This is a genomic window from Paenibacillus sp. IHB B 3415, from assembly GCF_000802655.2.
In the GTDB taxonomy this organism is placed as follows: Bacteria; Bacillota; Bacilli; order Paenibacillales; family Paenibacillaceae; genus Paenibacillus_AQ; species Paenibacillus_AQ phytohabitans.
In genome coordinates this window covers 29,503-56,398 of sequence record NZ_JUEI01000073.1, presented here as the reverse complement: position 1 = coordinate 56,398, position 26,896 = coordinate 29,503, and the positions used below count along the sequence as shown (strand labels likewise).

25 protein-coding genes are annotated in these 26,896 nt (G+C 53.6%); 19 read left to right on the top strand and 6 right to left on the bottom strand.

The window, feature by feature from the left end:
* Window positions 1-49: 49 nt before the first annotated feature.
* The 3 genes from QW71_RS27665 to QW71_RS27655 all read left to right on the top strand — a co-directional run bounded on the left by QW71_RS27665 (window position 50) and on the right by QW71_RS27655 (window position 3,833).
* Entirely contained in the window at window positions 50-1,006 is a 957-nt protein-coding gene (locus QW71_RS27665) for a sugar ABC transporter permease (protein WP_039306946.1), read from the top strand.
* Between the two features lie 14 nt (window positions 1,007-1,020).
* Entirely contained in the window at window positions 1,021-2,115 is a 1,095-nt protein-coding gene (locus QW71_RS27660; protein ID WP_235441568.1) for a carbohydrate ABC transporter permease, read from the top strand.
* Window positions 2,116-2,177: 62 nt separating this feature from the next.
* Window positions 2,178-3,833 (top strand): ABC transporter substrate-binding protein, encoded by a 1,656-nt coding sequence (locus QW71_RS27655; protein WP_039306943.1) that lies wholly within the window; start codon window positions 2,178-2,180, stop codon window positions 3,831-3,833.
* A gap of 81 nt (window positions 3,834-3,914) precedes the next feature.
* Here the strand turns inward: QW71_RS27655 and QW71_RS27650 are convergent, their stop codons facing one another.
* On the bottom strand, window positions 3,915-4,814 hold the full coding sequence (locus tag QW71_RS27650; protein WP_039306940.1) for a LysR family transcriptional regulator: 900 nt from the start codon (window positions 4,812-4,814) through the stop codon (window positions 3,915-3,917).
* Between the two features lie 546 nt (window positions 4,815-5,360).
* Between QW71_RS27650 and QW71_RS27645 the strand changes: the two genes are divergently transcribed.
* The 9 genes from QW71_RS27645 (at window position 5,361) to QW71_RS27600 (ending at window position 15,008) form a co-directional block, all read left to right on the top strand.
* Window positions 5,361-6,026, top strand: a complete 666-nt coding sequence (locus QW71_RS27645; RefSeq protein WP_039306938.1) for a succinate dehydrogenase cytochrome b558 subunit — start codon at window positions 5,361-5,363, stop codon at window positions 6,024-6,026.
* A gap of 35 nt (window positions 6,027-6,061) precedes the next feature.
* On the top strand, window positions 6,062-7,804 hold the full coding sequence (gene sdhA / locus QW71_RS27640; protein WP_039306935.1) for a succinate dehydrogenase flavoprotein subunit: 1,743 nt from the start codon (window positions 6,062-6,064) through the stop codon (window positions 7,802-7,804).
* A gap of 441 nt (window positions 7,805-8,245) precedes the next feature.
* The gene (gene sdhB, locus QW71_RS27635) at window positions 8,246-9,010 is read left to right on the top strand and encodes a succinate dehydrogenase iron-sulfur subunit (protein WP_039306933.1); all 765 of its coding nucleotides are present in this window, start codon (window positions 8,246-8,248) and stop codon (window positions 9,008-9,010) included.
* Between the two features lie 332 nt (window positions 9,011-9,342).
* On the top strand, window positions 9,343-10,179 hold the full coding sequence (locus tag QW71_RS27625) for a DUF3891 family protein (RefSeq protein ID WP_052770318.1): 837 nt from the start codon (window positions 9,343-9,345) through the stop codon (window positions 10,177-10,179).
* 100 nt (window positions 10,180-10,279) lie between these two features.
* On the top strand, window positions 10,280-11,086 hold the full coding sequence (locus QW71_RS27620) for a potassium channel family protein (protein ID WP_052770315.1): 807 nt from the start codon (window positions 10,280-10,282) through the stop codon (window positions 11,084-11,086).
* Window positions 11,087-11,365: 279 nt separating this feature from the next.
* A complete protein-coding gene (locus QW71_RS27615) occupies window positions 11,366-12,253 on the top strand; it encodes a metallophosphoesterase (RefSeq protein WP_047014016.1) in 888 nt (295 codons plus the stop codon).
* A gap of 55 nt (window positions 12,254-12,308) precedes the next feature.
* Complete coding sequence (locus tag QW71_RS38305) at window positions 12,309-12,869, top strand: GNAT family N-acetyltransferase (protein WP_052770312.1); 561 nt, start codon at window positions 12,309-12,311, stop codon at window positions 12,867-12,869.
* Window positions 12,870-12,878: 9 nt separating this feature from the next.
* Window positions 12,879-13,961 carry a transposase gene (locus tag QW71_RS27605; RefSeq protein WP_235441571.1) on the top strand — a complete coding sequence of 361 codons (1,083 nt, stop codon included), beginning with the start codon at window positions 12,879-12,881 and terminating at the stop codon, window positions 13,959-13,961.
* A 297-nt stretch (window positions 13,962-14,258) separates the two neighbouring features.
* Entirely contained in the window at window positions 14,259-15,008 is a 750-nt protein-coding gene (locus QW71_RS27600; protein WP_039306928.1) for an NADPH-dependent oxidoreductase, read from the top strand.
* Between the two features lie 122 nt (window positions 15,009-15,130).
* On the opposite strand, the gene QW71_RS27595 is transcribed toward QW71_RS27600, so the two are convergent.
* Together QW71_RS27595 and QW71_RS27590 are read right to left on the bottom strand one after the other, a co-directional pair.
* Window positions 15,131-15,940, bottom strand: coding sequence for a histidinol-phosphatase (locus QW71_RS27595; RefSeq protein WP_039306925.1), 810 nt, complete (start codon window positions 15,938-15,940; stop codon window positions 15,131-15,133).
* 57 nt (window positions 15,941-15,997) lie between these two features.
* Entirely contained in the window at window positions 15,998-16,900 is a 903-nt protein-coding gene (locus QW71_RS27590) for a LysR family transcriptional regulator (RefSeq protein WP_039306922.1), read from the bottom strand.
* Window positions 16,901-17,298: 398 nt separating this feature from the next.
* Between QW71_RS27590 and QW71_RS27585 the strand changes: the two genes are divergently transcribed.
* From QW71_RS27585 to QW71_RS27565, 5 genes are all read left to right on the top strand, one after another.
* Window positions 17,299-17,754, top strand: a complete 456-nt coding sequence (locus QW71_RS27585; RefSeq protein ID WP_039306920.1) for a chemotaxis protein CheX — start codon at window positions 17,299-17,301, stop codon at window positions 17,752-17,754.
* A gap of 28 nt (window positions 17,755-17,782) precedes the next feature.
* The gene (locus QW71_RS27580; protein WP_039306917.1) at window positions 17,783-18,559 is read left to right on the top strand and encodes an SDR family oxidoreductase; all 777 of its coding nucleotides are present in this window, start codon (window positions 17,783-17,785) and stop codon (window positions 18,557-18,559) included.
* A gap of 164 nt (window positions 18,560-18,723) precedes the next feature.
* Window positions 18,724-20,376: a DEAD/DEAH box helicase gene (locus QW71_RS27575; RefSeq protein WP_052770309.1), complete on the top strand. Its 1,653-nt coding sequence runs from the start codon at window positions 18,724-18,726 to the stop codon at window positions 20,374-20,376.
* On the top strand, window positions 20,303-21,049 hold the full coding sequence (locus QW71_RS27570; protein ID WP_039306914.1) for an ABC transporter ATP-binding protein: 747 nt from the start codon (window positions 20,303-20,305) through the stop codon (window positions 21,047-21,049). Before QW71_RS27575 ends, QW71_RS27570 begins: the two co-directional genes overlap by 74 nt.
* Before the next feature lies 1 nt (window position 21,050).
* The gene (locus QW71_RS27565) at window positions 21,051-22,298 is read left to right on the top strand and encodes an ABC transporter permease (protein ID WP_039306911.1); all 1,248 of its coding nucleotides are present in this window, start codon (window positions 21,051-21,053) and stop codon (window positions 22,296-22,298) included.
* A 180-nt stretch (window positions 22,299-22,478) separates the two neighbouring features.
* On the opposite strand, the gene QW71_RS41545 is transcribed toward QW71_RS27565, so the two are convergent.
* The 3 genes from QW71_RS41545 to QW71_RS27555 form a co-directional block, all read right to left on the bottom strand.
* Window positions 22,479-22,595, bottom strand: coding sequence for a YjcZ family sporulation protein (locus QW71_RS41545; RefSeq protein ID WP_209994562.1), 117 nt, complete (start codon window positions 22,593-22,595; stop codon window positions 22,479-22,481).
* 153 nt (window positions 22,596-22,748) lie between these two features.
* Complete coding sequence (locus tag QW71_RS27560) at window positions 22,749-24,050, bottom strand: aminotransferase class I/II-fold pyridoxal phosphate-dependent enzyme (protein WP_039306909.1); 1,302 nt, start codon at window positions 24,048-24,050, stop codon at window positions 22,749-22,751.
* Window positions 24,051-24,149: 99 nt separating this feature from the next.
* The gene (locus tag QW71_RS27555; protein WP_039306906.1) at window positions 24,150-24,692 is read right to left on the bottom strand and encodes a hypothetical protein; all 543 of its coding nucleotides are present in this window, start codon (window positions 24,690-24,692) and stop codon (window positions 24,150-24,152) included.
* Window positions 24,693-24,959: 267 nt separating this feature from the next.
* On the opposite strand from QW71_RS27555, the gene QW71_RS27550 reads away from it, so the two are divergent.
* On the top strand, window positions 24,960-25,745 hold the full coding sequence (locus QW71_RS27550; protein WP_039306903.1) for an AraC family transcriptional regulator: 786 nt from the start codon (window positions 24,960-24,962) through the stop codon (window positions 25,743-25,745).
* A 332-nt stretch (window positions 25,746-26,077) separates the two neighbouring features.
* A complete protein-coding gene (gene gpmA, locus QW71_RS27540) occupies window positions 26,078-26,827 on the top strand; it encodes a 2,3-diphosphoglycerate-dependent phosphoglycerate mutase (protein ID WP_039306898.1) in 750 nt (249 codons plus the stop codon).
* Window positions 26,828-26,896 lie beyond the last annotated feature (69 nt).

The following is a 26,896-nucleotide window of genomic DNA, read 5'->3' as shown; positions in this document are numbered from 1 at the left end:
GGAGGACATTGGCCGGCAAGAAGAACATTGGAGGCAGGAGGTGAAAATTTTGAAAGTTGCAAGCGCTTCACAAACAAACAACAGTCCTCTATTAAGAAAGAAACAGGGATTCGGATATTATTTGCAGCGTGACTGGCAGCTCTACCTGCTCGTTATGCTTCCGCTGGCATTTGTAATCGTATTCAAATATTTGCCGATGACCGGACTTGTAATTGCTTTTAAGGATTACAAAATTGCACGGGGCTTCTGGGGCAGTGACTGGGTTGGAATGGAAGTCTTCCAGGAGCTTTTCGCCAAGGCTGATTTCATTAAGGCCGTCCGGAATACGCTGCTGCTCAACGTGCTTGACCTCTGCTTCAGCTTCACAATGCCAATTGTGCTGGCGCTGCTGCTGAATGAGGTCAAAAGCATACGCTTCAAGCGTATTAATCAGACGATACTGTACTTGCCTCACTTCCTGTCCTGGGTCATTATCGGGGCTATCGCTTATCAGCTTCTCAGTGAGGGAGGCGGTGTAGTCAACAATCTGATTGAACTCATGGGCGGTACACGTATTCCATTCCTGCAGGAAGACAATAACTGGCTGATCAGCTATCTGGCCATCGGTGTGTGGCAGAGTATGGGCTGGGGTACCATTATCTACCTGGCGGCGATGAGCGGGATTAATCCGGAGATGTATGAAGCGGCTACGGTCGATGGAGCAGGACGCTGGAGAAAAGTGTGGAATATCACGCTGCCTTCCATCCGTGCGACTATTGTGACCTTGCTGATCATGGCTCTGGGGAAAGTGATGGACGGCTCCTTCGAGCGTATTTACGCTCTGCAGAATAAGGCCACCACAGAGTTCACCACGACCATTCCGGTGCTGGTGTACCGCTGGGGGATCGAGAGCGGCAACTTCAGCCGGGCGACAGCCATCGGATTATTCCAGTCCGTCATCGGTATTATTCTGGTCATCTCAGCGGACCGTGTAGCCAAGAAACTTGGCGAGGATGGAATATTGTAGAAAGGAGAGGAACCATGAAAGCAACAGCCGGGGGCTCTGCCGCACCCCATAAAGCACGTATAGATATCTGGGAATTTCTGATCCGCTTCGCAATCATCTTAGTCTCGCTAATATGCCTGCTGCCGTTTATTCATGTCGTATCGAAATCCCTGAGCTCTGACTCCTTCGTCATTGCCAATAAGGTCTTTCTGTGGCCGCAGGGCTTCACCATCGAAGCGTACAAAAAAATCTTCGCGGATGCCAGTATCCTCCGTTCATTGTATATCACGGTTATCGTGCGCTTCGCAATCATCTTAGTCTCGCTAATATGCCTGCTGCCGTTTATTCATGTCGTATCGAAATCCCTGAGCTCTGACTCCTTCGTCATTGCCAATAAGGTCTTTCTGTGGCCGCAGGGCTTCACCATCGAAGCGTACAAAAAAATCTTCGCGGATGCCAGTATCCTCCGTTCATTGTATATCACGGTTATCGTGACTGTACTATTCACGATTCTGGGAATGATTCTGACCATCTGTGCCGCTTACCCGCTGTCGAGAGCCCAGTTCAAGGGCCGCCGGGTCATCACCTTCATCTTCCTGTTCACGATGTACTTCAGTGGAGGCATCATCCCGGACTATATGAATATTAACAATCTGGGACTGATGGATACGATCTGGTCATTGGTTCTGCCCTTGTCGTTCAGTGCCTTCAATCTGCTGATTATGAAGACTTCGCTAACGCACGGTATTCCGGTAAGTCTGGAAGAATCGGCGCGGATCGACGGTGCCGGGCATTTCCGGATCCTGTTCAGCATTGTCCTGCCGCTGTCCAAGCCGATTATGGCGACACTGGCGCTCTTCTACGCAGTCGGCCGCTGGAATGCTTACCAGGATGCCCTGTTCTATATTAAGCATGAGATCTCCCTGCGGCCGCTGCAGCTCAAGCTCTATTATCTGGTTATCCAGGCGAGTGAAAGCTTCCAGCTGGAAGCCACCCAGGTCCAGCTCAGTAATCCGGAGGTCCTTAAGGCATCCGTTGTAGTATTTGCTACTCTGCCTATTCTCTGTGTGTATCCGTTCGTCCAGAAATACTTCGTTCAAGGTGTTATGCTCGGGGCGGTCAAGGAGTAGTCCAGCGCTCTAGTATATAGTAATTCTATTTGAATCCGAAAATTACAAATGGGGGAATTGCGATGAACAAAAAAGGTTTTGTTTCATTATTGATGGCGTCTGTGATGACGGCCGGTATGCTGGCCGGATGCTCCGGGGGAAATAACAACGCTAAGAATGGCAACACCGAGCCTACCACAGCCCCGGCAGAATCAGCCGCAGCTACGAACCAGACTGAAGGAAGTTTCCCTGATTACTCCAAGGGCTTCGAGAAGAAGGTCTCGCTGGATATTCCGGTCTACGAACGGGCGTATGAGGGCTGGAATGTGTCCGATAACTATTATACCCGCTGGGTACAAGCGGAATTTGGCGACAAGTACAATATCGAAGTCAATTATGTACCGATTACCCGTGCCAAAGAAGTAACAGATTACGAGCAGCTGTTGGCATCGCATAAAGCCCCTGATATCATCTTCCATTACGATATGCCGCAAGCGCTTACTTATTATGGTGAGGATGTTATGCAGCCGCTGGACTATGCTGAAATCGAAAATTACGCACCAACCTATTGGAAAAACATGGGCTCCACTATTGAGCAGTATGGTACAGTGGATGATCAGAAAACCTTCTTCTTCGCTGCCCGCCCGGAAGCCGACAACTTCGTCAACATTATCCGCAAGGACTGGGTTGAAAAGGTTGGCATGAAGGTTGAAGATTTGACTTCGCTGGAGAAGTACAACGAGATGCTGGCGAAATGGAAAGAGGCCGGACTCGGTGTGACCGGCGGCAACCTGCTGCAGAACTTCTACAACTTTAACTATGCCTTCCGTGAGTGGCCGGTTGACGCGAAATACCGTGCACTGTATTCCGACCTTAGCGTAGCTGACCTTACTACGGCTGATACAGAGGCTTTCTTACGAAACCTGAACTATCAGTATAATAACGGTCTGCTTGATAAGGAATTCTATCTGCGCAACGACGAGCCTAAGGTCAAAGCTGAATTTGTTTCCGGCAAAACAGGGAACTTCGCCTTCTACCTGGCAAACAATACGGATGTTTTCGCTGCTACCCTGCAGAACAACCCGGATGCTGAATTTGCTGTAGTGCCTCCATATGCAGGTGTTCCGGAAGGCAATAAGCCTCAAGGACGCGCCTACTGGCCGTTCGGCTTCATCATGGGGATTAACTATGAATCTACACCTGAGGAACGTGCTGCAGTCTGGATGTATCTGGAATGGCTGAGCCAGCCGGAGAACCTGTTCAAATTCCAGAACGGTATCGAAGGGGAGAACTATACGCTTGATGCAGACGGCATCGCGCTGAAGAATCCAGATTACAAAGGCGAAGCTGTTCTGGCACAGAACAATAACAAAGATTACTGGGGCCTTGTAACTGAAATTGCCCAGTATCCGGATGCAGCCAAAACCCGCACGGCTAATCTACGCAACTGGGCACCGGCCGGCTATGAGACGCTTGCTGATGATCTGGTGAAGTATTACGATGAAGTTGCCGAATTCCGTACACCGGATGCCCTGTTCAACGTTGTACTGGAGAAGGTAAACGAATACAAAGCGGACCTGAATACACTGTTCCAGGAACTGTATGTGAAGGTCGTGCTGGCTCCTGAAGCTGAATTCGATGCTACCTATGAAGCAGCCAAGAAGACTTATCTGGATGCAGGCTACCAGGAAGTTCTGGATGAGAAGCAAGCTGCCATTGATGCAGGCAAGTTCCGCTAATTCTATGTCATAAAATCTCTGTAACACATTCACCCGGCAGGCTAATCCGTAGCAATATGGAAGCTTGCCGGGTGATTTCTGTTATTCGCGTCCGGACAGGAACACTTCTTCAGTTACCTGTACGAGGCAGCGTGCTGCAGTGCTAAGTCCGCCGCTGCCCTGGTAGATCAGGCAGGTGGTCCGCTGCGTCTGCTCCAGCTCCTTGATGTGCAGGGAGACGAGTCCCCCGCCGTTCAGCAGCTCCGGGCGTAGATAAGACTTCGGCAGCAGCGCGGCCGCCTTGATGGTCGGCAGCAGCCGGACAATCGCTTCGAAGGAGTCGATCTCCATCCGCACATCGGGATCAACGCCGCAGCGCTGGAACAGATCATCAGTCGTCCGGCGGTACCAGGTGCCCTTGGAGAAGAGAATCATCGGCAGCCGGGAGAGATGCTCCATCGTGAGCCGCGGAGACTGGGCCAGCGGATGGTGCTCGGCAACGACCAGCCGGAGCTGGTCCTCGAACAGCGGGATACAGCGCAGACCCGGCTCCTGAACCTGGGAGGCGATGATGCCGACGTCGCATTTGCCCTCGCTGACTGCGGTAACCATCTCATGCGTCTTCCCGGTGATCAGCTTCAGCTCAGCCGCCGGGTATTTCTCCATGTAGGCATTCACTAGCGGAGGCAGCGTGGTTTGCAGTGTGGTCAGGCTGGCCCCCAGCGTGACGAGCTGCGGTTCGCCTTCCTTGAACTTGGACAACGCTTCCAGGAACTTGGAACGCTGCTGCCGCTGCTCCAGCGCATAGGTATAAGTGAGCCGTCCTACCTCCGTAAGCTCCAGCCGCTTGCCGAAACGGTGAAACAGGGCGACCCCGAGCCGTTCCTCCAGCTTGGATATTTTGCGGGACAGGGCAGGCTGGGACAGGTTGAGCTGGCGGGAGGCCCGGTTCAAGCTGGAATGCTCCACAACTGCAGCAAAAGCGTCTAAATCATCGTACATTACAAGCACTCCTTTGTCCCGATCTGTAAACGGCGGATTGTATTAGATGATTGCTGGTAAAGGATTCCAATGAATTAGTGATAAAAAGCATAGCCGGGAGCAGGAATATACGTTGATTTATATGAGTATTCGTCTGAACCTGAAGGGAATCCGCAGTCTAAATGAGAATTATTATCATATTAAAAATATTCTTATGCGTTTATTGTATAACGATTAATAATTAGATTGCAATTCCCTTATAAGCGAAAAAAGAGTAACATGAAAAGTGACACAAGATATTCACATATTGTGAATAATAAAGCAAAGTCCGGGAAAACAATGAAAAGTGGTGCAAATAGACATTTTGCTGCTTGCTGCAGCCTGCCGCTGCCCTGTTTCAACTGTACTCCCGGCGGTGTATGCTCTTTAAAAAGATAAGTATTTATATGCTTCGCGCAATAAATAATCCTTATCTGTCTCGCTGAAACGGATACTGTCCTTTTGAAGGACAGTGCAGTCGTTTCTACTTGTGAAAACGCTGTTTTAATTGGAAAGGGGACACTTTGCATGAGAGGATTTTATTCCAGAAAGATTCATTCCTTGCTCGGCATTATCCCGCTTGGGGCCTTTTTCCTTGAGCACATGCTGACGAACTTCGCAGCAGTAGAGGGTGGTGCTTCCGGTTTCACAGACAGTGTGCTGTGGCTGAACAGCCTGCCGCTTGTCTTCTTCCTGGAATTGTTCGGCATCTGGCTGCCGCTGCTGTACCACGGAGTGTACGGTCTGTACATCGCTTATCAGTCGAAGCCGAACCTGAACCGCTACAATCTGGAAAGAAACTGGCGTTATACGCTGCAGCGCATCAGCGGAATCGTCACCTTCATCTTCATTGTCTGGCATCTGTACGATACCCGTGTTCAGGTGGCGCTTGGCAATGTAGAGCATGATGAGCTGGGCGGAGTTATGCATAACATTGTAACCCAGCCGCTGCTGATGACCTTCTACATCATCGGTATCGTAGCAGCCTGCTTCCATTTCTCCAATGGCCTGTGGTCCTTCCTGATCAGCTGGGGTATTACTGTGGGGCCGCGTTCGCAACGGGTGTCCTCTATCCTCTGTCTCGGTGTGTTCGTACTTGTTACCTTCATGTTCGTACTGTCACTGGTGACTTTCCGTGACGATGAATTTCAAACCGCGGCCACGGCGATGCAGTCGCTGCGCAGCTTTATTTAGGAATATACAGATTTTAATATAGGAGGGGAACAATCATGGCATCAGCCGATATCATCATCGTGGGCGGCGGTCTGGCCGGCCTGATGGCTACCATCAAAGCCGCCGAATCCGGCGCGCATGTACATCTATTCTCACTGGTCCCTGTCAAAAGATCACATTCGGTCTGCGCGCAAGGCGGCATCAACGGCGCTGTTAATACAAAGGGCGAGGGCGACTCGCCATGGGAGCATTTTGACGATACCGTCTACGGCGGCGACTTCCTGGCCAACCAGCCCCCGGTCAAAGCCATGTGCGAAGCCGCACCGGGCATTATCCACCTGATGGACCGGATGGGCGTTATGTTCAACCGCACGCCGGAGGGGCTGCTCGACTTCCGCCGGTTCGGCGGGACGAAGCGCCACCGGACAGCGTTCGCCGGAGCGACAACCGGCCAGCAGCTGCTATATGCACTGGATGAGCAGGTGCGCCGCTGGGAAGCCGAAGGCCTGGTGACCAAAAGCGAGAACTGGGAGTTCCTCTCGGTCATTCTCGATGACGAGCGTGTATGCCGCGGCATCAGCGCCCAGAATCTGAAGACGATGGAGATTCAGACCTTCCCGGCGGATGCGGTCATTCTGGCCAGCGGCGGTCCGGGGATTATTTTCGGCAAAACAACGAACTCGGTCATCAATACTGGAACCGCTGCAAGCGCTGTATATCAGCAGGGTGTGCATTATGCGAACGGGGAATTCATCCAGATCCACCCGACAGCCATCCCGGGCGATGACAAGCTGCGGCTGATGTCGGAATCAGCGCGCGGCGAAGGCGGACGCATCTGGACCTATAAGGACGGCAAGCCGTGGTATTTCCTCGAAGAGAAATATCCTTCTTACGGCAATCTGGTGCCGCGCGATATCGCAACACGTGAGATTTTCAATGTGTGTGTGGATCAGGGGCTGGGCATTAACGGCGAGAACATGGTGTACCTGGATCTTTCGCATAAGGACCCGAAGGAGCTCGACGTCAAGCTGGGCGGCATTATCGAGATCTACGAGAAGTTCATGGGGGATGATCCCCGCAAAATTCCGATGAAAATCTTCCCCGCTGTGCATTATTCGATGGGCGGCATGTGGGTCGACTATAACCAGATGACGAATATTCCCGGCTTGTTCGCCGCAGGGGAATGTGAATATCAATATCACGGGGCGAACCGCCTTGGAGCGAACTCGCTGGTATCGGCGATATACGGCGGCATGGTATCGGGGCCGAAGGCTGTGGAATATATCAAGGGGCTCAAGAAGTCGGTGCAGGATATCTCCTCCACGGTGTTTGACAGCTTCCACAAGACACAGACGGACAAATATGAGTCTCTACTGGGGATGACAGGCACGGAGAATGCTTACGTAATCCACAAGGAGCTTGGCGAATGGATGACGGCCAACATGACCGTGGTGCGTGAGAACAAGAAGCTTGAAGCGACCATCGGCAAAATCAAAGAGCTGAAGGAACGCTACCGCAACATCAACATGAGCGACACTTCACGCTGGAGCAACCAGGGCGTAGCCTTCACCCGCCAGCTGTGGAATATGCTGGAGCTGTCAGAAGCAATGACCCTCGGAGCGCTGCTGCGCAACGAGAGCCGGGGCGCGCATTACAAGCCGGAGTTCCCGACGCGCAATGATGAGGAATTCCTCAAGACGACCAAGGCTACCTGGACGGCTGACGGCCCGCAAATCTCATACGACGAAGTGGATGTATCGCTGATTCCTCCGCGGGTCCGGGATTACTCGAAGGATTGATAGGACGAAGCGGCAGTACAGGGGCAAGCATTTAAAGCCAAAATATCCGCTCAATCTTCCGCCTTAATGAATAGTTGAATCAGCACAGTAGGGACGCTGAATGGCTGGCATGTCCTGGTGGCGGGGAATCTGCAGTTTAACTGTATTTTATGCAGCTATTCCTGCACCGCTGCCGCACGGGAGACGAATAACTGTACTCAGTGCAGTTAAAATCTTACGGACTGACTGGAAAGAGCCTTTTTATGAAAAATAAATGTATAAAGTGCAGTTAAATCGTAAATTAGGCTGGAACCCCTGGTTTTAGTTGTACAAAGTGCAGTTAGCGCCGGAATCGAAAGATCATCATTACGTTAAAAACTTAAAGCGTATGCTTCCGGAGCGAGTTTGGCGAACTGGATTCGGAGAAGGCTATGCTATCCAAACTTTTAGGAGGTAACTGACATGGCGGAAACTGCAGCAGCTCCCAAAAACGTAAAATTTATCATTACCCGCCAAGACGAGCCGGAAACGAACCCGTATACGGAGGAGTTCGAGCTTGCCTACCGTCCGGGAATGAATGTGATCAGTGCGCTGATGGAAATCCAGCGCAATCCGGTGAACGCGAAGGGTGACAATACGGTCCCGGTGTGCTGGGAATCGAACTGTCTGGAGGAAGTATGCGGCGCCTGTTCCATGGTGATCAACGGCAAGCCGCGGCAGGCCTGCGCAGCGCTGATCGATAATCTGGAGCAGCCGGTGCGCATTGAGCCGATGAAGACCTTCCCGGTGGTCCGTGACCTGGTGATTGACCGCAGCCGGATGTTCAATGCCCTGAAGCGGGTTAAGGCCTGGATTCCGATCGACGGCACTTATGATCTGGGTCCGGGACCCCGGATGCCGGAGAAGAAGCGCCAGTGGGCTTATGAGTTATCCAAGTGCATGACCTGCGGCGTCTGCCTGGAGGCTTGCCCGAATGTCAATGAGAAGACCAATTTCATCGGTCCTGCGGCTATTTCGCAGGTGCGCCTGTTCAACGCCCACCCTACAGGTGAGATGAACTCCGATGAGCGCCTGGAGGCACTGATGGAAGACGGCGGCATCGACGGCTGCGGTAACTCGCAGAACTGCGTGCGCGCCTGCCCGAAGGGAATTCCGCTGACCACCTCCATTGCCGAGATCAACAAGCAGACGACGAAGCATATATTCAAGCGCTGGCTGGGCGTGTAATTATACAGCTTGCATTTTCTTTACGATTTATATCTGCGGCAGTGTAATCAGCTGCTATCCATAAACCACAGGCCGTTCAGGAGTATTTCCTGAACGGCCTGTTTGCGCAAGGAGTTCATTTCCTCTTCCGGTTGGAACTGGAAAGGGCTATTGCAGCAGGATATGTTTCTTTCAGGGTGGAAAAAGGGTACATTTTTAGACAGTCTTATATTGTGTTGCGCATACAATAGAGCCGCTAAGGTGTGCCGCATTCCAATAAATATAGGTGGATATGTTATAATCTACATAGTGGATGACAGGATTCAGACAGCGGATAACGGGGAGGAATTACAGTGATTTGTCGTGAACAGGACGGAGCGTTTGTGATGGTGAAGCAGCATGAGCACGGACTGCTGGCCGGGGAATTTGCGAAGTGGTTCAAGGAGGAGCATACGCCTGCGGAAGGCCGCCGGGAGGAGGTGCTGCGGGCGGTGAGCAATCATGACCGGGGCTGGATCGATCTGGATGAGACGCCGTTCTGGAACGATGCAGAAGATGCGCCGTACAGCTTCATCGACTTCCCTGTTGTGCCTAAGCTGACTTTTTATAGACGGGGCATCAACGAGGTTGAAGCGGATACGCCTTATGGGGCGCTGCTGTGCAGCTCTCATTTCGAACGGCTGATCGAGGTGTCGGGTGAGGAATGCCCGGAGCTCACCCGGTATCTGCAGGATGAAGCGGAGCGCAGAGCCCGTATCCACCGTGAGCTGGAGCAGAGCCGGCCGCTTGAAGAAGGCGAACTGTACTATGACGCCAGACTGCTGCAGTTCTGTGATGACCTGTCGCTGTTTCTGGCGCTGAGCGAGCCGGGCAGCGCCGAGTCCGAGAAGCATCCCTGGTTTGTAGACGGCTTCTCGGGCAGCGAGGAATTCAGCTTCACCTCCGGACGTGCGATTCAGGCAGAGTGGCAGGACACCGCCACGCTGACGCTTACCCCGTTTCCGTTCACGAAGGAGATCGGAGTAAGCTTTAAGCTGCGGCGGGTCAGCCGCAAGGATATAGAGCATAAAGGCATCGCCCTGGCATACAAGGAGACTCCGGAGGAAGAATGCCGGATCACTGTAGTCAGCGGAGCAGAAGAAGACGATGTGCAGGTGAAGACAGGAACCGGCGAACGCACTGCCGGTTAGGCAGAGGGCGCAGGGCCGGATCGCAGCATTATATCCGCGAGGATCACGGTACCTTCAGGGCAGGACAGGAGTCCGGGGCCGTAGAACAGGAGAGTAAGGCATGGCGTGGTGGATATGGATTTTCAATTTTGCTGTAATCATATTGCTGGCGCTATGGTTTCTCCGGATCAAGCTGAGCTGGATGGGCAAAGGAGTTCTGCTGGCTCCCATTCTGATCTATGCCCTGATTTCGGTTGAGGATCTGCTGAACCTGATCGATCTGGGCACCATTGTACCCGGCAACCGGGGACTGCGCGGTCTGATTCTGATTTTTGTCCTGGCTTCGGTCCTGTTCTATATTCTGTTTATTTTTCATGAGATCAAGGACTCCAATAGCAAGGAAGTCAGGCTGCAGCAGACACTGGTCCGGATCAGCATCGCGGCATTTACCTGCATTATTTTTTTTACAGTCGTATATACATCCATATATAAGCTGTTTGGCCAGTCCTCCTTCCAGGGCGAGGGGATAGGCCAGGATCTGCTCAGCCAGCTGATCACCTTCCTGTACTTCAGTGTGGCTACATTTACGACAGTCGGTTACGGGGATGTGGCTCCCATAGATAACACTTCGCGGCTTGTTGTAGTCATGCAGATCTGCTTCAGCTTCATAACCGTTGCCTATGCCCTGTCCATGCTGGGCCTGTTCCGCAAAATTCTCGGACCCGGCACCACTGAAGAAGAGATTGAGGCGGCTATAGAAGTGGACATTGATGACAAAGTGGAAGAAGCTGTAACGGATAAGCATGAGGAGAGGGAGCAGGAAGAACAGGAAGAAAAGGAAGCACCGGATGAACGGGAAGCACCGGATGCCGGAACCCCGTCTAAGCGGACTGGAAGCGATAAGGTGTCTGATGAACCAGCGGATTAGCCTGACGATTAGCCGTATCTCAGGCGCTGATTAATGAACCGGAGGAAATGTTGCCAATAAGCGCAGCATGCTCTGTATTCGAACATAAGCGGCATTAACCGAATAGATTTCAGGATAGAAAGGAGAATCTCCCTATGAGTACAAAATCGTCCGGGGGCTCTCCCAGGTCTGACCTGCCGGCGGCAGGCACCGGCGGTTATCCCCCTCCGCAGAAAGAGGGGGCCGGCGGCCGCAAAATGACCCGCCGCCAGTTCCTCGCCCGGGGGGCGGCAACCGTAGTTGGCGCCGGCCGGCGGTTATCCCCCTCCGCAGAAAGAGGGGGCCGGCGGCCGCAAAATGACCCGCCGCCAGTTCCTCGCCCGGGGGGCGGCAACCGTAGTTGGCGCCGGCCTGCTTACCGGCGGCTATGCCTGGCAGGGTGAGCCGAACTGGCTGGAGATTACGCGGAGGGAGCTGCCTCTGAAGGATCTCCCTTCAGCTTTTGCCGGAACCCGGCTCGTTCATTTCAGCGATGTGCATCTGGGCTTCAACAAGGATGCGCATGATCTGGCCCGGCTGACTAAGCACATCAAGGAGGAGAAGCCGGATCTGATCTGCTTCACCGGGGATATTGTGGACAGCTACGCTGAGGATTTGACAGACTCGGTCGCTATACTGGCAGAGCTTGAAGCTCCGCTGGGCAAGTACGCCATCCTTGGCAACCATGATTACAAGAATACGGAGCTGCTTACCCGCCTGCTGAACGAATCCGGCTTCCGTGTGCTGCGGAACCAGTCCTACCTGATCAAGCAGGGCGGCGCCGTGATGGCGGTGGCTGGACTGGACGATATGCTGCATGGCAAGCCGGACCCGGAGGCCGCAATTAAGGGCATCCCGGACGGCACGTTCACGGTGCTGATGATGCATGAGCCGGATTACGCCGATACGGCGGAAGGGTATCCGTTTCACCTGCAGCTCTCAGGGCACAGCCACGGCGGTCAGATCCGTCTGCCGCTGCTGGGAGCGCCGTTCACGCCTTACGGCTCGCAGAAATACATAGACGGCCTGTATTACACAGAGAATAAGGCGATGCCGGTGTATGTGAACAGGGGATTCGGCGAAACCATGATGCCGCTGCGCTTCATGTGCCGGCCGGAGCTTACTGTACTGACTCTGCGCCGGGAGTAAGACGGCAGAGCTTGAGGATGCGGCTTAACGAGAGCAGCAGAAGAGGGTGAAGTTCATGAGCACTTATGAAGCGATTATGGGTATGACGCTGCAGGGAACGGCGGTAGAACTGAAAAGTATGACCTCCGCTGACGGTGCAGTGCTGCGGGCGCTGCTCTCCCATCCGGAGGTGCAGCCGCATATTCAGCTGCGCCAGGGCTCATCCTCCCAGCAGGGCGTTCTGGATAAGCTGGTGAACCGGATGCTGCATGGTTATGACCCTTGCGCATTGCATGCAGGCATCTATCTCAAAGGACAGCCGGAGCTGGTCGGATCGGTCTCCCTGCAGAACTGGAACCGGCATGAGGGCAAGGCGGTGCTGGGGTATATGCTTAATCCTGCATGGTGGGGGCGCGGCTTCGCCACTGAAGCACTGGGGCTGCTCCTGGCCTACGGGTTCCGCGAACTGGAGCTGCTGAAGGTGGAGGGACGCTGCCGCGGGGACAACCTCAGATCGGAGCAGGTGATGCTCAAGAATGGTCTGACCCTGGAGCGGACACTGCCGATGGCGGACGGCTCGGGCGATGTAATGAAAGTATTCACAAACTCAAATCGTAAAGAAGCTCATTCTTTTTAATTGGAGAAGGTGAATGGAATCCTTATTACAACAAAAATAAAATTATTGCCGAAACAAGAACAATATCAAGCACTTAAACGTACAATGGAACAGTTTAACCAGGCATGTAATCGAATTAGTAAAATTGCTTACGAGAGTAATTGCTTTTCTAAAGTAAAACTTCAGCAATTGTGTTATTACCCAATTCGTATAGAATTTGAAAATCTTTCTTCTCAATTGATTATTCGTGCAATCGCCAAGGTTTGTGAAGCATACAAGTTAAATAAAAAAACAAAATGTCAATTCAAATTAGACGGTGCCATTGTGTATGACCAACGTATCCTATCTTTAAAAGGATTGGAAAATGTCTCTTTAGCTACCGTTGAAGGTCGTATTAAAGTTCCTATGTTTATTAGTGGCTACCATATTTCCGTCATGCAAGATAGACGTATTCGAGGTCAAGCGGATCTTGTTTTTGTAAATGGTGTTTTCTACCTTTTATTAGTTTTAGAAATTCATGAAGGTGAAAGAATCAATACATCTGAAGTATTAGGTATTGATTTAGGTATTGTTAATATTGCAACAGATAGTAAAGGTGAATTTTTTAGTGGTGCAAAGATCAATAACCTTCGCAAGCGATATTCCCGTCTGCGCACCAAACTGCAATCCAAAGGAACTAAGGCTGCGAAAAGAAGGTTACAACAGCGTGCTAGAAAAGAGCGTCGTATGGCCCGTGATATAAACCATTGCATCTCTAAGAATATCGTTGAAAAGGCTCAAAGGCACTCTTCTGTCATTGCATTAGAAAACCTTAATGGTATCTCAAAAAACAAGCAGAAGAGTAAGACGGTTATGAAGTCGCAACGACAACGATTAAGCAGATGGTCATTCTTCCAGTTACGTCAATTCATAGAATATAAGGCTCGAATGAATGGCGTTCCTGTTGTGTTCGTTGACCCGAAGTACACAAGCCAAGAATGTTCTTCCTGTGGTCATACAGACAAAGAAAACCGAAAAACTCAAGACCAGTTTGAATGTGTGTCGTGCGGATTCGTTGCTAACGCCGACTACAATGCTTCTCTTAATATTAGGAGAAGGGCTATTGTCAGCTAGCCGAACGTAGGAGTACTCAGGTATTACTTACAATCCCACTGTTTAGCTGTGGGTAGGCTGATATTGTTACACAATTGAAATAATGCCGTTATCAAACTCTAACAGTCTCCGGTTAAACTAAGTACATGACCCCCTTTTGAAAATATAACTGCTGCTGGGACCCGATGATTCGGGTCCATTTTTTTGTGGCGTGCCGTATGCCGGATTCCGGTTTCACCGCCTTCTGCTGGCGGTAGCCGGAGTCATTAGGCTATGATGGATATACAGAAACAGCATTTGGCGAGGAGGACATAGCTCTTGAACGAAGTGATCAGACTACTTACGAACCACCGCTCTTTCCGGCAATATACCGGACAGGCGGTAGAACCAGAGAAGCTGAAGACCATAATTGAGGCAGCCCAGGCCGCACCATCCTGGGTGAACGGCCAGCAGGTATCGGTCATTGCGGTACGCAGCGAAGAACGGAAGCAGCAGCTGTCGGTATTGAGCGGGAACCAGAAGCATGTGGCCGAAGCGCCGGTATTCCTGGTGTTCTGCATGGACTTTCACCGGGCCCGGCTGGCGGCAGAGCTGGAAGACCAGCCGTTTGAAGCGGCCGGGGATGTGGATGCGCTGCTGGTCGGTGCAACCGATGTCGGCATTGCTTTAGCGAATGCGGTGGCTGCTGCGGAGTCGCTGGGGCTGGGGATTATCCCGATCGGCGGCGTGCGCCGCCGCACAGCGGAAGTGATTGAGCTGCTGCAGCTGCCCGAATATGTATTCCCGGTAGCCGGCCTGTGTATCGGCTATCCGGCTGAAGAGCTGCCGAAGAAGCCGCGCCTGCCTATGGCTGCTGTGTATCATGAAGAAACATATAACCCTGATCAGAAAGCCCTGATCCAAGAGTACAATGAGACCCACCGTGAGTCGCTTAGGGCTCAAGGGCTGACCGAGAGGGATTGGAGCAGTACAATTGCCCGCTTCTATGCCCTGAATCCGCAGTACGGCGACGCCGGGCGGACGCTGAAGCAGCAGGGCTTCACCTGCGATAATCTGGATAAGGAATAACCATAACAAAAATGCACCGCAGCGGTAACGGCGGACGATGGCAAGCATCGTCAACAGCCGAACCGCATGCGGTGCATTTATTTTGTCCAGCCGGGGATTAAGCTGTCTCCGTTATCCTATAGCTATAGTCCTACTGTAATCTTCTCACGCCGTTTGTAGTAGACCCAGTGCTTAAATCCGATCTCCTTAAGCCGCGCGGCAACGTTATTGCGCTGATCAGCCACCCGGGAAGGCTTATGGGCATCGGAGCCGAAGCTGACCTCCACGCCGAAATGCAGCGCCCGCTCCAGAATCTCATCCGACGGATACCAGCCGCCGCACAGCTTGGTGCCGCCCGAGGTGTTGATCTCGATGGCCAGCCCGCATTCGCTGATTGCGCTTAAGGCTTCATCAATCTCCCGGGGAGCGGAGATTTCCGAGAACTGCGGATAGTTGCCCTTCATCGCATCAATGTGTCCGAGGATCTGGAACATGCCGCTGCGCGCGGATTCGGTGATCAGCCGGTAGTACTCCGCTTTGGCTGCCAGCTTCTGCTTTGGACCCAGACCCTTCCAGCGGCTTTTATTAAAGATGCTGGTGCCGTCCACGCTGTGCACCGAACCGATCACATAGTCAAACGGATAAGCGGCAAGCGTCTTCCGGTACAGCTCCGCATGCTCGGGGAAATAGTCGGACTCAATGCCGAGCAGGACATCGATGCGGCCTTCGTACTCCTTTTGCAGAGCCAGTACTTCCTCCACGTAGTGGACAAGCTCCGATTTGGCCATCGCGATACGCGGAAAAGCCTGCTCGGACGGACTTCCGAAATAGGGTGTGTGATCGGAAATCCCGATCACATCAAGACCCGCGGTTATCCCGGCTTCAATATAATCCCTGATGCTTCCGTCAGCATGACCGCAGCGGAAATGATGGGTATGCAGGTCGAAATTCATAGAGGTAACATCTCCTTAGGCCAAAGTGGCAGAATAGGTTGCAGGTTGCTGATTTAGTTACTCTGAGCCGATGAACTGGGTTTCGGGCATTCCCTTAAGATCGCTCAGAAACTGTCTCATGGCCGAATTGACGTACTTGCCGGATTTGGTGATGACGCCTACAGGGTGGGTGACCTCAAGCTCGATGATCGGGACGATTTTGAGCGTACCGCTTCGGACCTCGGCGGTTACAGACTGTTTGGAAATAACAGCTGCCCCGAGATCCAGCTCCACCATCCGTTTCACCTCTTCGCTGCTGGTCAGCTCCATGATGACCTGGGGCTGGATACCGTGTTTGGCGAGTACTTCATCGACGAATCTCCGGCCGACGGTGTCCGGGGACAGCAGGATAAGCGGTGTTTTGCCAAGCGCCTCAATACCGGCCGATTTGACCTGGGCCAGAGGATGGCGGGGCGAGACGACCAGTTCAAAGGTATCATAATACAGGACGGAAGTTGTCATTCCGGGACTGCGGCCAATCAGATAGCCGATGCCGACATCGACGAGACCATTCTCGACATGCTGATAGATTTGTGAAGAGGACATGGACGAGATTGAGGTTTTGATATGCGGGAACTGGTCCTGGAAATAGGACAGAATCCGCGGCAGAATCTGAATGGCAATGGAGGTGGTCGTGCCGAGAATAATATGCCCCTGGGGATTCTCTTCGAGATCCGCAAGACGCTGCTTAAGCTCTTCAACGATACCTACAATCTGCTCCGCATGCGTGAGGAATACTCTGCCCCGGTCTGTCAGTGTTACAGGCTGATTCCGGTCCACAAGCTGGGTCTTGAATTCTTCTTCGAGACTTTTGATCTGTGCTGAAACCGCCGGCTGGGTCAAATTGAGTAGTTCTCCCGCCTTGCGGAAGCTCATGGTTTTGGAAATGGTAATCAGTGTTTCAAGCTGGCTGATATTCATGGACTGCCCCCTAATGGCTACCGGATTGGTGCCGCCGTATATTGGTATCGTTGTGGGAAAGTGACTTCTTTCCAGAGGACGTTTGCGCCGTTAACAGCTTGATGGGCCAGGGTCTGCATGCTGCGGATTGTCTGCCAGGAATGAGGGGGAAATACGCAGTGAGTGCTGCACCCGGAGGGAATTGCGCCGCAAATCTTACGTTCAGTGTTGGCATTTGATTAAATTATAGGAGATTACACCCGGCAGGGCAATGTCGCCGTCCAAACTATCTTGTGAAATCATTCGACAAGACCATTAATTTTTGGTGAATAATGCCGATATATGAAGTATAATAAATCATTATTGCTTAGGACTTTTGGTATATGACTAAAGCCTGGTCGAGGGGGGACAGCACTTTCATGAAAGCAGAAGTAATCAATCCGTTTCTAGAGTCTGCACGAATTGTAATTGAACAGGTGATACAAGTCTCGCCGTCTACCGGTATTCTGGGTATTAAGGACATTGAACTGATCGATAATCATATATGGATTCAAGTGGGAATGACAGGTCAGCTCAGCGGGAATATTATCTTCGGAATCGCCGAGCACGTGGCGCTTAAGATGGTTTCGGCCATGATGGGCGGCTATGTGATTACGGAAATGGATGAGATGGGCCAGAGTGCCATTTCGGAGCTTGGCAACATGATCAGCGGCAATGCCAGTACTATTCTCTCCAATCAAGGGGTTTCGGTAGACATTACACCGCCGAAGTTAATGAAGACAGAGAGCATGTCCATCCTTCCGCGCAGAGCGCTGAGTATTCCGCTTATGATGGAAGGCATCGGGGAGCTTGATATTCAGGTTATGATCTCTTAGGCGGATATTCGGGAGCTGAACACATTCCATGGCATTACAAGGCAAGGTTGTTGTTATTACAGGAGCTTCGAGCGGCATCGGTGCGCTTACGGCACAGATGCTCAGCCAGCGTGGGGCCGTTCCCATTCTGCTGGCCCGTTCGGAAGACAAGCTGAAAGAAACCGCGGCCGGGATACCGGGCGTTTTTGGACTGTTCGTCTGTGATGTGACCGATGAGTCTGCGGTGGAGCGTACCTTCGGGGAAATCCTCGGCCAGTACGGCAGAATCGACATTCTTCTCAACAATGCCGGTTATGGCAAGTTTGCGGCTTTTACGGAGATGGAGCCCGGCGAATTCGATGCCATGATGGACGTGAACTATATGGGGATTGTCCGCTGCACCAAGGCGGTAGTGCCTCATATGCTGGAGCGCGGCAGCGGTCAGATCGTGAATGTGGCCTCTATGGCCGGCAAAATCGGCACAGCCCGCGCAGTTGCCTATACGGCTACGAAACATGCTGTTCTCGGCTTCACCAATGCGCTCCGCCAGGAGCTCCGCAAGAGCGGAATTATTGTCTCGGCCGTGAACCCCGGACCCATCGCCACCGAATTCTTCAAGACCGCCGATCCTTCAGGCAATTATGAGAAAAGCGTGAGCCGGATCATGATGACTCCGCAGCATGTGTCTGCGAAGATCGTGAAGCTGATGGACAAAGGCAAGGAAGAAGTGGATCTGCCCGGTCTGGCAGCCTTCGGGATTCGTCTATACGGCTTGTTTCCGCGGCTGGCGGATAAGCTGACCTATAACGCAATGAACAGAAAATGATTGCTCAGCTATGAAGCAAACGGCTTGTCCCCTTTTGCATGCAGGATGGAATTACATATATAAAATATGGCGTAGATTGGAACTTATGGCCTTCCATTTGGTGGAGAGGCCTTTTTGGCATATAATGAACATATTATCTTAAGCGAAAAGGATGAATACCTATTATGAATAAAGCTTCTTTTGCAGCTATCGGCATTCAGGAAGACCTCGTTGCCCGATTGTCTGAATTCGGCATCACCGAACCATCCCCTGTACAGGAGCAGACGATCCCGCTTCTGCTGGAAGGAAGAGATGTTCTAGCCGCATCCCAGACAGGGACAGGCAAAACTCTGGCCTACCTGCTGCCGCTGCTGCAAGGGATTAATCCGGACCAGAAGTCGGTGCAGAAGCTGGTGCTGGCACCAACCCAGGAGCTGGCGATGCAGATTCTCCGCGAAGCAGAGCGCTACGGAGCCCACCGGGGCATCCGGGCGATGGGGCTGATCGGCGGGGCGGCGATCAAACGCCAGATTGACAAGCTGCGCGAGCATCCCCAGCTGGTTGTAGGTACACCGGGACGCGTGCGGGAGCTGATCGGGCTGCGCAAGCTGAAGATGCATGAGGTGACGACGATTATTCTCGATGAGGCGGACCAGATGTTCCAGCTCAGCGGCGCGGGCGAAGTGACGAAGATCGTCAGCAGCGCGCTGCGCACACGCCAGTTGGTTATGCTGTCCGCGACCATCGGACCGGAGACCAAGCTCTTGGCCAACAAGGAAATGAAGAACATCGCAGAGGTGGGCATTGATCCCGGGATGATGACGGCCCAGAGTCTTGAACATCATTACGTGGTATCCGAGGAGCGGAACAAGGTGGATATGCTGCGCCGGGTGATCCGCCACTACAAGCCCGAGCGGGCGATTGTGTTCGTGAATGCCACCGAGATAATCGCTGAGGTAACCGCGAAGCTGAACCATCTGGGACTTCCTGCCGCAGCGCTGTACGGCGATGCCGACAAGGTTACGCGCGCAAACGTGCTGTCCCGCTTCCGTGACGGCAAGTTCAAGGTGCTGGTCGCCAGCGACGTGGCGGCCAGAGGCCTGGACATTGAGAATCTGACGCTGGTCGTCAGCTTCGATCCGGCCTTTGATTCCGAGCACTATGTCCACCGTGCCGGACGCACGGGGCGCATGGGCAAACGCGGATTGTCCGTAACGATTGTTACGGAGCAGCAGACGTTCATCATGCGCAAATTCGCCCGCGAGCTGGATATCCAGCTGGACGAGCGGGAAATGGCCTTTGGCAAGGCGCTGACGGAGGGCGAGCGCAGTGAATTCCGCGGCGGCGGCGCAGGTGCAGGTCGCCGCGAAGGCACTGCCCCGCGCGGCGGCGAAGCTGGGCCGCGCACCGGCAAGCCGCAGGGCGCAGTGAATTCCGCGGCGGCGGCGCAGGTGCAGGTCGCCGCGAAGGCACTGCCCCGCGCGGCGGCGAAGCTGGGCCGCGCACCGGCAAGCCGCAGGTGCGGACCTCGGCGGCTGGAACAGCCGGAGGGACGGGCGGCGAAGCGCCGGCAGGGCAGCCGGGCGCAGCGGCTGGCAGCGGAACGGTGCGGCGTGAGCAGCACCGGCCGGGGATTGCCGCGAGCACGCGCAGCGCGGCATCACCCGCAGGCAAGGCACGCAGCAATGCGGAGCGGGACAAGAACCGCAAGAACAAGGGAGCCCCGAAGTGGCTCAAGAACAAAACCCCGAGAGGTGACGGCCAATGAACACAGCTCCCGTATTGCAAATTACGGGCTTAAGCGGAGGATACAGCCTGAACAAGCCGGTGCTACATGATATCGGCCTGCAGGTTCAGCCCGGTGAAATGGTCGGGCTTATCGGTTTGAACGGCGCAGGCAAAAGTACAACCATGAAGCATATTCTTGGACTCATGTCTCCGCATAAAGGTGAGATTACCGTGCAGGGCAAAACGCGCAGCAGCGATCCCGAGAGCTACCACAGCGCGCTTTCCTTCGTTCCGGAGTCCCCCCTCCTCTATGAGGAGATGACCGTCCGCGAGCATGTTGAATTTACTGCCAGAGCTTACGGGGTGGAGCGCAGCGATTATGAATCGCGCACCGGCCAGCTGGCTGCACTCTTTAATATGGAGGACAAGATGGATACGCTGTCGTCCCATCTGTCCAAAGGCATGAAGCAGAAGGTGATGATTATGTGTGCGTTCGTAGCACGCCCGGCACTGTATGTGATTGACGAGCCGTTCCTCGGCCTCGATCCGCTCGGCATCCGCTCACTGCTGGATTTCATGCTGGACCTGAAGAAATCCGGGGCGTCCATTCTGCTCAGCTCGCATATCCTCTCCACCATCGAGAATTACTGCGACCGGTTTATTGTGCTGCACCGCGGAATGGTAATTGCGGAGGGAACACTCGCCGAGATGACCGCGAAGGCCGGGCTGCAGGGCTTGAACTTGGAGCAGCTGTTCTACGAACTGGTTCAGGGAGGGAAATGATATGGATTTGAAGGAGCTGCGCCGGCAGCGGCGCAGCCGGTTTACAGGAAGCCTGATCCCCTATATGGGGTATATCATCCAGAGCGGGGTAGCAATGGTGTTCCTGCTGGTGCTGATCATCTTCTCCGCCTGGTACACTTCCCTGCTGCGTGATATCCCGGCGGGTATTCCCATCCGCTGGATTATGCTCGTCCTGCTGGTGCCGACGGCGGTGCACAGCAGCTTCCGGACCTATCTGCAGACTCCGGATACGATCTTCCTGCTGCCGCAGGGCCACCGGATGAAGGAGTATTTCGCCCCTTCCTGGGTCAGCGGGAATGTGTGGAAGATCCTGCGGCTGGCTTTTGTACTCATTACCTTATGGCCGCTGTACATACGCACGGATGAATCTCATAAGGGGCTGCTGGCCACGCTCCTGGTCCTGATCCTGGTGAAGCTGCTCGCCAGCTTCGGGTTATGGCGGGAGACCGCTATGCTCTCCCGGCCGGCCGAGACCGCTATGCTCTCCCGGCCGGCCGCCATAGGCTACAACCTGCTGCGCTGGGCAGTGGGCACCCTGATGGTTGCGGCCTGGGTATGGCAGCCGCCGGTCCGCGCGCTGATCTTCATCGTAATTCTGGCCGCAGCCTACGCGGCAGCGCTGGCCGTACCCGGCCGGCACTCTGTTCCGTGGGAACGCCTGATTACGATGGAGAAGAATCAGGGGACCCGGGCGCTTATGGTCCTTGGCTGGTTCGTTGATGTCCCTGGACGTGAGCAGCGGGTCTATGCCCGGCGCTACCTGTCTCGGTGGGGCGGCGGCATAACCTGGCAGCGGAATTCCGCCTACCGCTTCCTCCTGACCAAAAGCTTCGCCAGAGGTGATATCTTCGGAATCGTTCTGCGGATTGCCGTACTGGACCTGTTCCTGGTCTGGATGAATCAGGACAGCTACACCGGCAGCGGCATTTATATCTTCTTCCTCTTCCTGATGGGGATTCAGCTGACGGCGCTGCGCAAGCTGCACAGCGAGTCGTTCTGGCTGACCGTGTATCCGCTGCCGGAAGGCAGCAAGAGCAAGGGAACCATCCAGTTTGTATTCCGGGCGCATCTGGTGCTGGCTCTGCTGACCGGACTGCCTCTTCTGCTTCAGGCGGGAGCGCGTCCGCTGCCGGTTCTGGGAACATTGGCGTGCGGAGCGCTGCTGGCCTATCTGTTCAAGGCCTATTCCACCCGCAAGGAAGCCCGGACGGATGAGGATGACTTGTAGAACAGACTCTTTTAGCAACAAAAATGTGCACATGAAAAATGGCCTCATACTCTGCTGACGCGGAGCGTGAGGCCATTTTTATATAGAGGGAGTTGCCCTCTTAATTTCAAGTGGAACAGGGAATGCTGCAACACGGGGAGCGGAGAGAGCTCTGGGCTCCCTCCAGGGACTTATTCCCGGTTAGACAAAGAGTGAACGGCTGATAATAACCAGCAGGATAAAGAGAACCAGAATTGCGCCTGTGCTTGTGAATGCACCGTGTCCGTATCCGTATCCGCCTCTAACTTCTTCGCTCATGTTCATTCCCCTTTCGCGTTTGAGTTGTTGTACTTGAGTACATCGTATTGTATGTGCGGAGGGAAGAACGTGTATAGGCCAATGCCATAGGGCAGGGCAAAAAAAGTCAGCCCCGGAAATCAGGGGCTGACTAACGTATGCAAAGGCTGGGAATCAGGCTTTCTCCAAATCGCGGATGCCTGCATAGACCAGATCGAACAGATCCTCAAGCTGATCCTCTTCGATGCAGGAGAAGGCAATGCGCAGATCACTTTCACCGAGGGCGATGGTGCCCAGCCCGTAATTGTGGATCAGGTGGAGCCGTAAGGTTTCAGCCGGCACGGTGAGCAGCTTCAGGCACATGAAGTACCCGGAGTTGAACGGATAATAAGTCCATACGTCGTCGCCGTATTTGCCGCTGTCCAGCAGTGCTTTCACTTTATTGGCCCGGCCCTTCATGATCTGGAACTTCTCTTCCTTCTGGGAAGCGAATTCCGGCGCCTTCAGCGCATCCAGTACAAAGGTCTGGGACGGATGTGCTCCGCTGGAGATGGTGGCCCGGATAATGCCGAGTGTCTTCTGCTCCAGGGCAGCCAGCAGCTCTTTGTTCTCGGAAGCGTAAGTGATGAAGCCAACGCGGAATCCCCAGACAAATTCTTCTTTAGTAGCTCCGTCAATCTTAATTGCCAGCACACGGGGGTGCAGGTTCGCGAGCTTGCCAAACAGCGATTCCTTCAGTGAATCCTCGAAAAAGAGTCCGAAATAAGCATCGTCGCTGACGACTACGACATTAACGCCTTCTTCAGCGGCACGCAGGATTGCGGCAACGATGGCTTCGCCTTCTTTAATGCCAGGGGTATACCCTGTCGGGTTATTAGGGAAATTGAGCAGGACGATGGCTTTGCCGCGGTCCTTCTGGGCCAGCAGCGCATCCAGCAGTCCTTCGTTGTTGAAGCTCATATCTTCGGTGAACAGCGGATAGTTAACGGTTTCGGTCAGACGGCGGATGCCGAAGGTCAGCTCGTAGTTCTCCCAGTTTTTGTCCGGATAGATGACGGCATCCCCTTGTTCTGCGAACAAGTCAGCAACTATGCTAAGCCCGTGTGTCAGGGCGTTCGTAACGACCGGATTGCTGAAGGACTTGCCTTCCAGCGACGGATTCTCCCGCAGCATCTTCTCCCGCCATACCGTGCGCAGCTCCGGCTTGCCTGCAGGAGGCGCGTAGCCGTACAGGTCTTTGGGGCTGTAGGCGGAGAGCTTATCCTGGATAACGCCAAGGTGCATCGGCATCCCGTTCTCGGTAGCAATACCGATGGTGGCATTATACTTCTTAGCATGAGCCGTCGCTTCTGCAGACTGGCTCAGGATTCCCTCTTTGGGGAAATAGATTGCTTTGCCGAGATTAGAGAGCATATCGTACACATGTTCATTGCCTGCCTTGATGCTGTCATTCAATTGTCCAGCCAGTGGATTCATCAGTTTCATCCTTCCGGTATTCTTCTGGGATATATACGCTAACATTGCCTAACATTATATCACCGTGAATTGCCGCCGTCACTGAGGAATGCCGCGTTTTCATAAATACTTTTGGAATAAGCCGGGCGGCTCCTCCCAGAGCTGGACTTCGACGTAACGCTCGGGACCAGAGTCTCCTGCTGCGTTCCATTTCTGCGGCAGGCCGTATTCGCGGACTACCTCAAGGATCTCTTTCAGTGTGTAGACCTGCCCACGGTAAGGTTTGCCGTCCGTATAGCGCATTGTGGGAAATAAATCGCCGTAGGTGAAGCTGATCCGCTCAGGGTTGAAGGCCGCAACCGGGATCTTCAGCTCCATCCCCTCCGGATACCACTGCTGCAGCCAGGGGCATTGCCCCAAAGTCATGTAATGCGGATGCCGGCGGACCGGCTGGCCTCCTTTGGCGATAAATTGCTCTCTCGCCCTCTGTTCAAGGCTGCGGCGGATCTGCAGATAATCGGCGGAACGCTGGCTGGCAAAGCCCTTATTCTGCTCCCGGATATCCTGCAGCACCGTCTCCGCTGATTGAGGCGAAAGGTCAGACAGATTCCGGAAGGGGCCGGTGGATTCATCATAATAGTGAAAGAGATAGTGGTAGTCCATATACTCCCCGCCGATCTATAGAGAATGATTACTATATTTTAACAGATAGAGGGGGGATAGGGACAGTCCTGCAGGTAGGGGAAGATGTACAAAAGGGAACCGGACAAGGTATTATGAAAAGTAAGCTTACGCTTTCGAAGCGAGTGTTACTGCCAGTTATTTCGAAGGAGCGGACTTTCCGCATAATTTGAGCGTTTGCTTCCGAAGCGGGTTTTGTTCGAAGGAATACAGGGAAGGCATGCCCACAAAACTTTAGGAGGGACCAATATGCTGCATGCATCGCCATCCTCTTTTGTAATCCTCCCGGCCCTGGCGAAGATCGTCTGTGAACCGGGCTGGAAGTGGCAAAAAAGAGAGAAGCCGCTGCAAAATTATGATTTGTTCTATGTCTGGAGCGGGGAGGGAACCGTTGTGCGCAGCGGGGTGCCCTATCAGGTGGGGAAGGGAAGCTGCTTCCTGTTCCGCCCGGGGGATCACACCAGTGCTACACATAATCCGCAGAAACCGCTTGTGCTTACATATATTCATTTCGATGTCGCTGAAGAGGTGACGGAGATTCCTGCGCCTTATCACGAACTGACGGAGACCGTGGAGTTCGAGCATCTGCTGGCCCGTTACGTCCGCCTGTTCCTGGTGCAGACCTACGCTGCAGAGGAAGAAGGCCGCCTGATCCTGAAGCAGCTGATGATTCATCTGCTGCGGCAGGACCAGGTCGTGCCAATCGAGCGCCATGTCAGCAACCAGCTGGCTGAGGTGATCCACGAGGTGGCTAACTATGTCAGCCAGCATCCAGGGGCTGCGCACCGGGTGGAGGATCTGGCCGCACGGGCAGGGCTGTCGCCGCGTTACTTCTCGATCAAGTTCAAAGAGATCACCGGCTCCTCGGTTCAGTCCTATGTGATCCGCACCCGGATTGAACGGGCCCAGCATCTCTTGCTGTACGCCGGTATGAATGTGACTGAGGTGGCGGATGCGCTGGGCTACCGCGATATATTCTTCTTCAGCCGCCAGTTCAAGCAGCATACCGGGAAAAGCCCGTCGGAAATACGCTGACAACCAGCGCGCCCGAATCCGGCTGGATGGCCCGGTGACCCGGGAGTACAGCGGAAACAGTAAGTAAGCTCTTCTCGTCCAGGCGGGAGAAGGCCAGTCCTGCCGGATTACCGGCAGGGCTTTTTGGGGAATAGATAATATAGACTTCTGACGGAACGGCCCGCCCATTCAAGGCGGGGCCGTTTCTTCTATTACAATGGCTGCAGGGAAGCTGGGGACGTAAAGTTGAAGAGAGCATCTGTCTGTGACAGAATATAAGGATGAACCGCATAAGATCTGAGAAGCTGCCGCTAAGAGCAGTTGAATAAACACACGGGAGAAGGAGAGAACTTATGTACGAAATAGTACTGATACGGCATGGAGAGAGTGAATACAACCGGCAGAACCTGTTTACGGGCTGGAGTGATCCCGATCTGACGGAGAAGGGTGTGGACGAGGCGAAGAAAGCAGGCAAGCTGCTGAAGGATGCGGGATACACGTTCGATCTTGCATTCGCCTCGGTGCTGAAGCGTTCAATTAAGACACTAAACTATGTGCTGGATGAGATGGACCTGCTGTGGATTCCCGTGCAGAAATCGTGGAAGCTGAATGAGCGCCATTACGGAGCGCTGCAGGGCCTCAGCAAAAGTGAAACCGCACTGAAATACGGCGAGGAGCAGCTCCATATCTGGCGGCGCAGCCTCTCGGTCCGGCCACCGATGCTGGAGCCGGATGATCCGCGTTATGCCAGAAATGATATCCGCTACAAGGAAGTGCGTCCCGGCGATATTCCGCGCGGAGAGAGCCTGGAGGATACCGTGCACCGGGTCGGCGATTTCTGGGGCAACCGGATTGTGCCGCTGATCCGCAAGAAGGAACGCGTCCTGATCTCGGCGCATGGCAATACGCTGCGGGCCCTGATCAAATACATGGAGGATATTGATGAGACGGCGCTGCTGGATCTCAATATTCCAACCGGCGTCCCGCTGGTCTACAAGCTGGATGATGATGTGAAGCCGATCAGCCGCTTCTATCTCGGCGAGCCGGAAGAGGTACAGGAGAAAGCGCGCGAGGTGGCTAATCAGAGTAAGATTACGGAGTAACTCGGGGATTGTGCGATCCTGTTCTACTTGCTTTGTTGAGCTAAGTCTAATCAATGATAATAAAGGGAG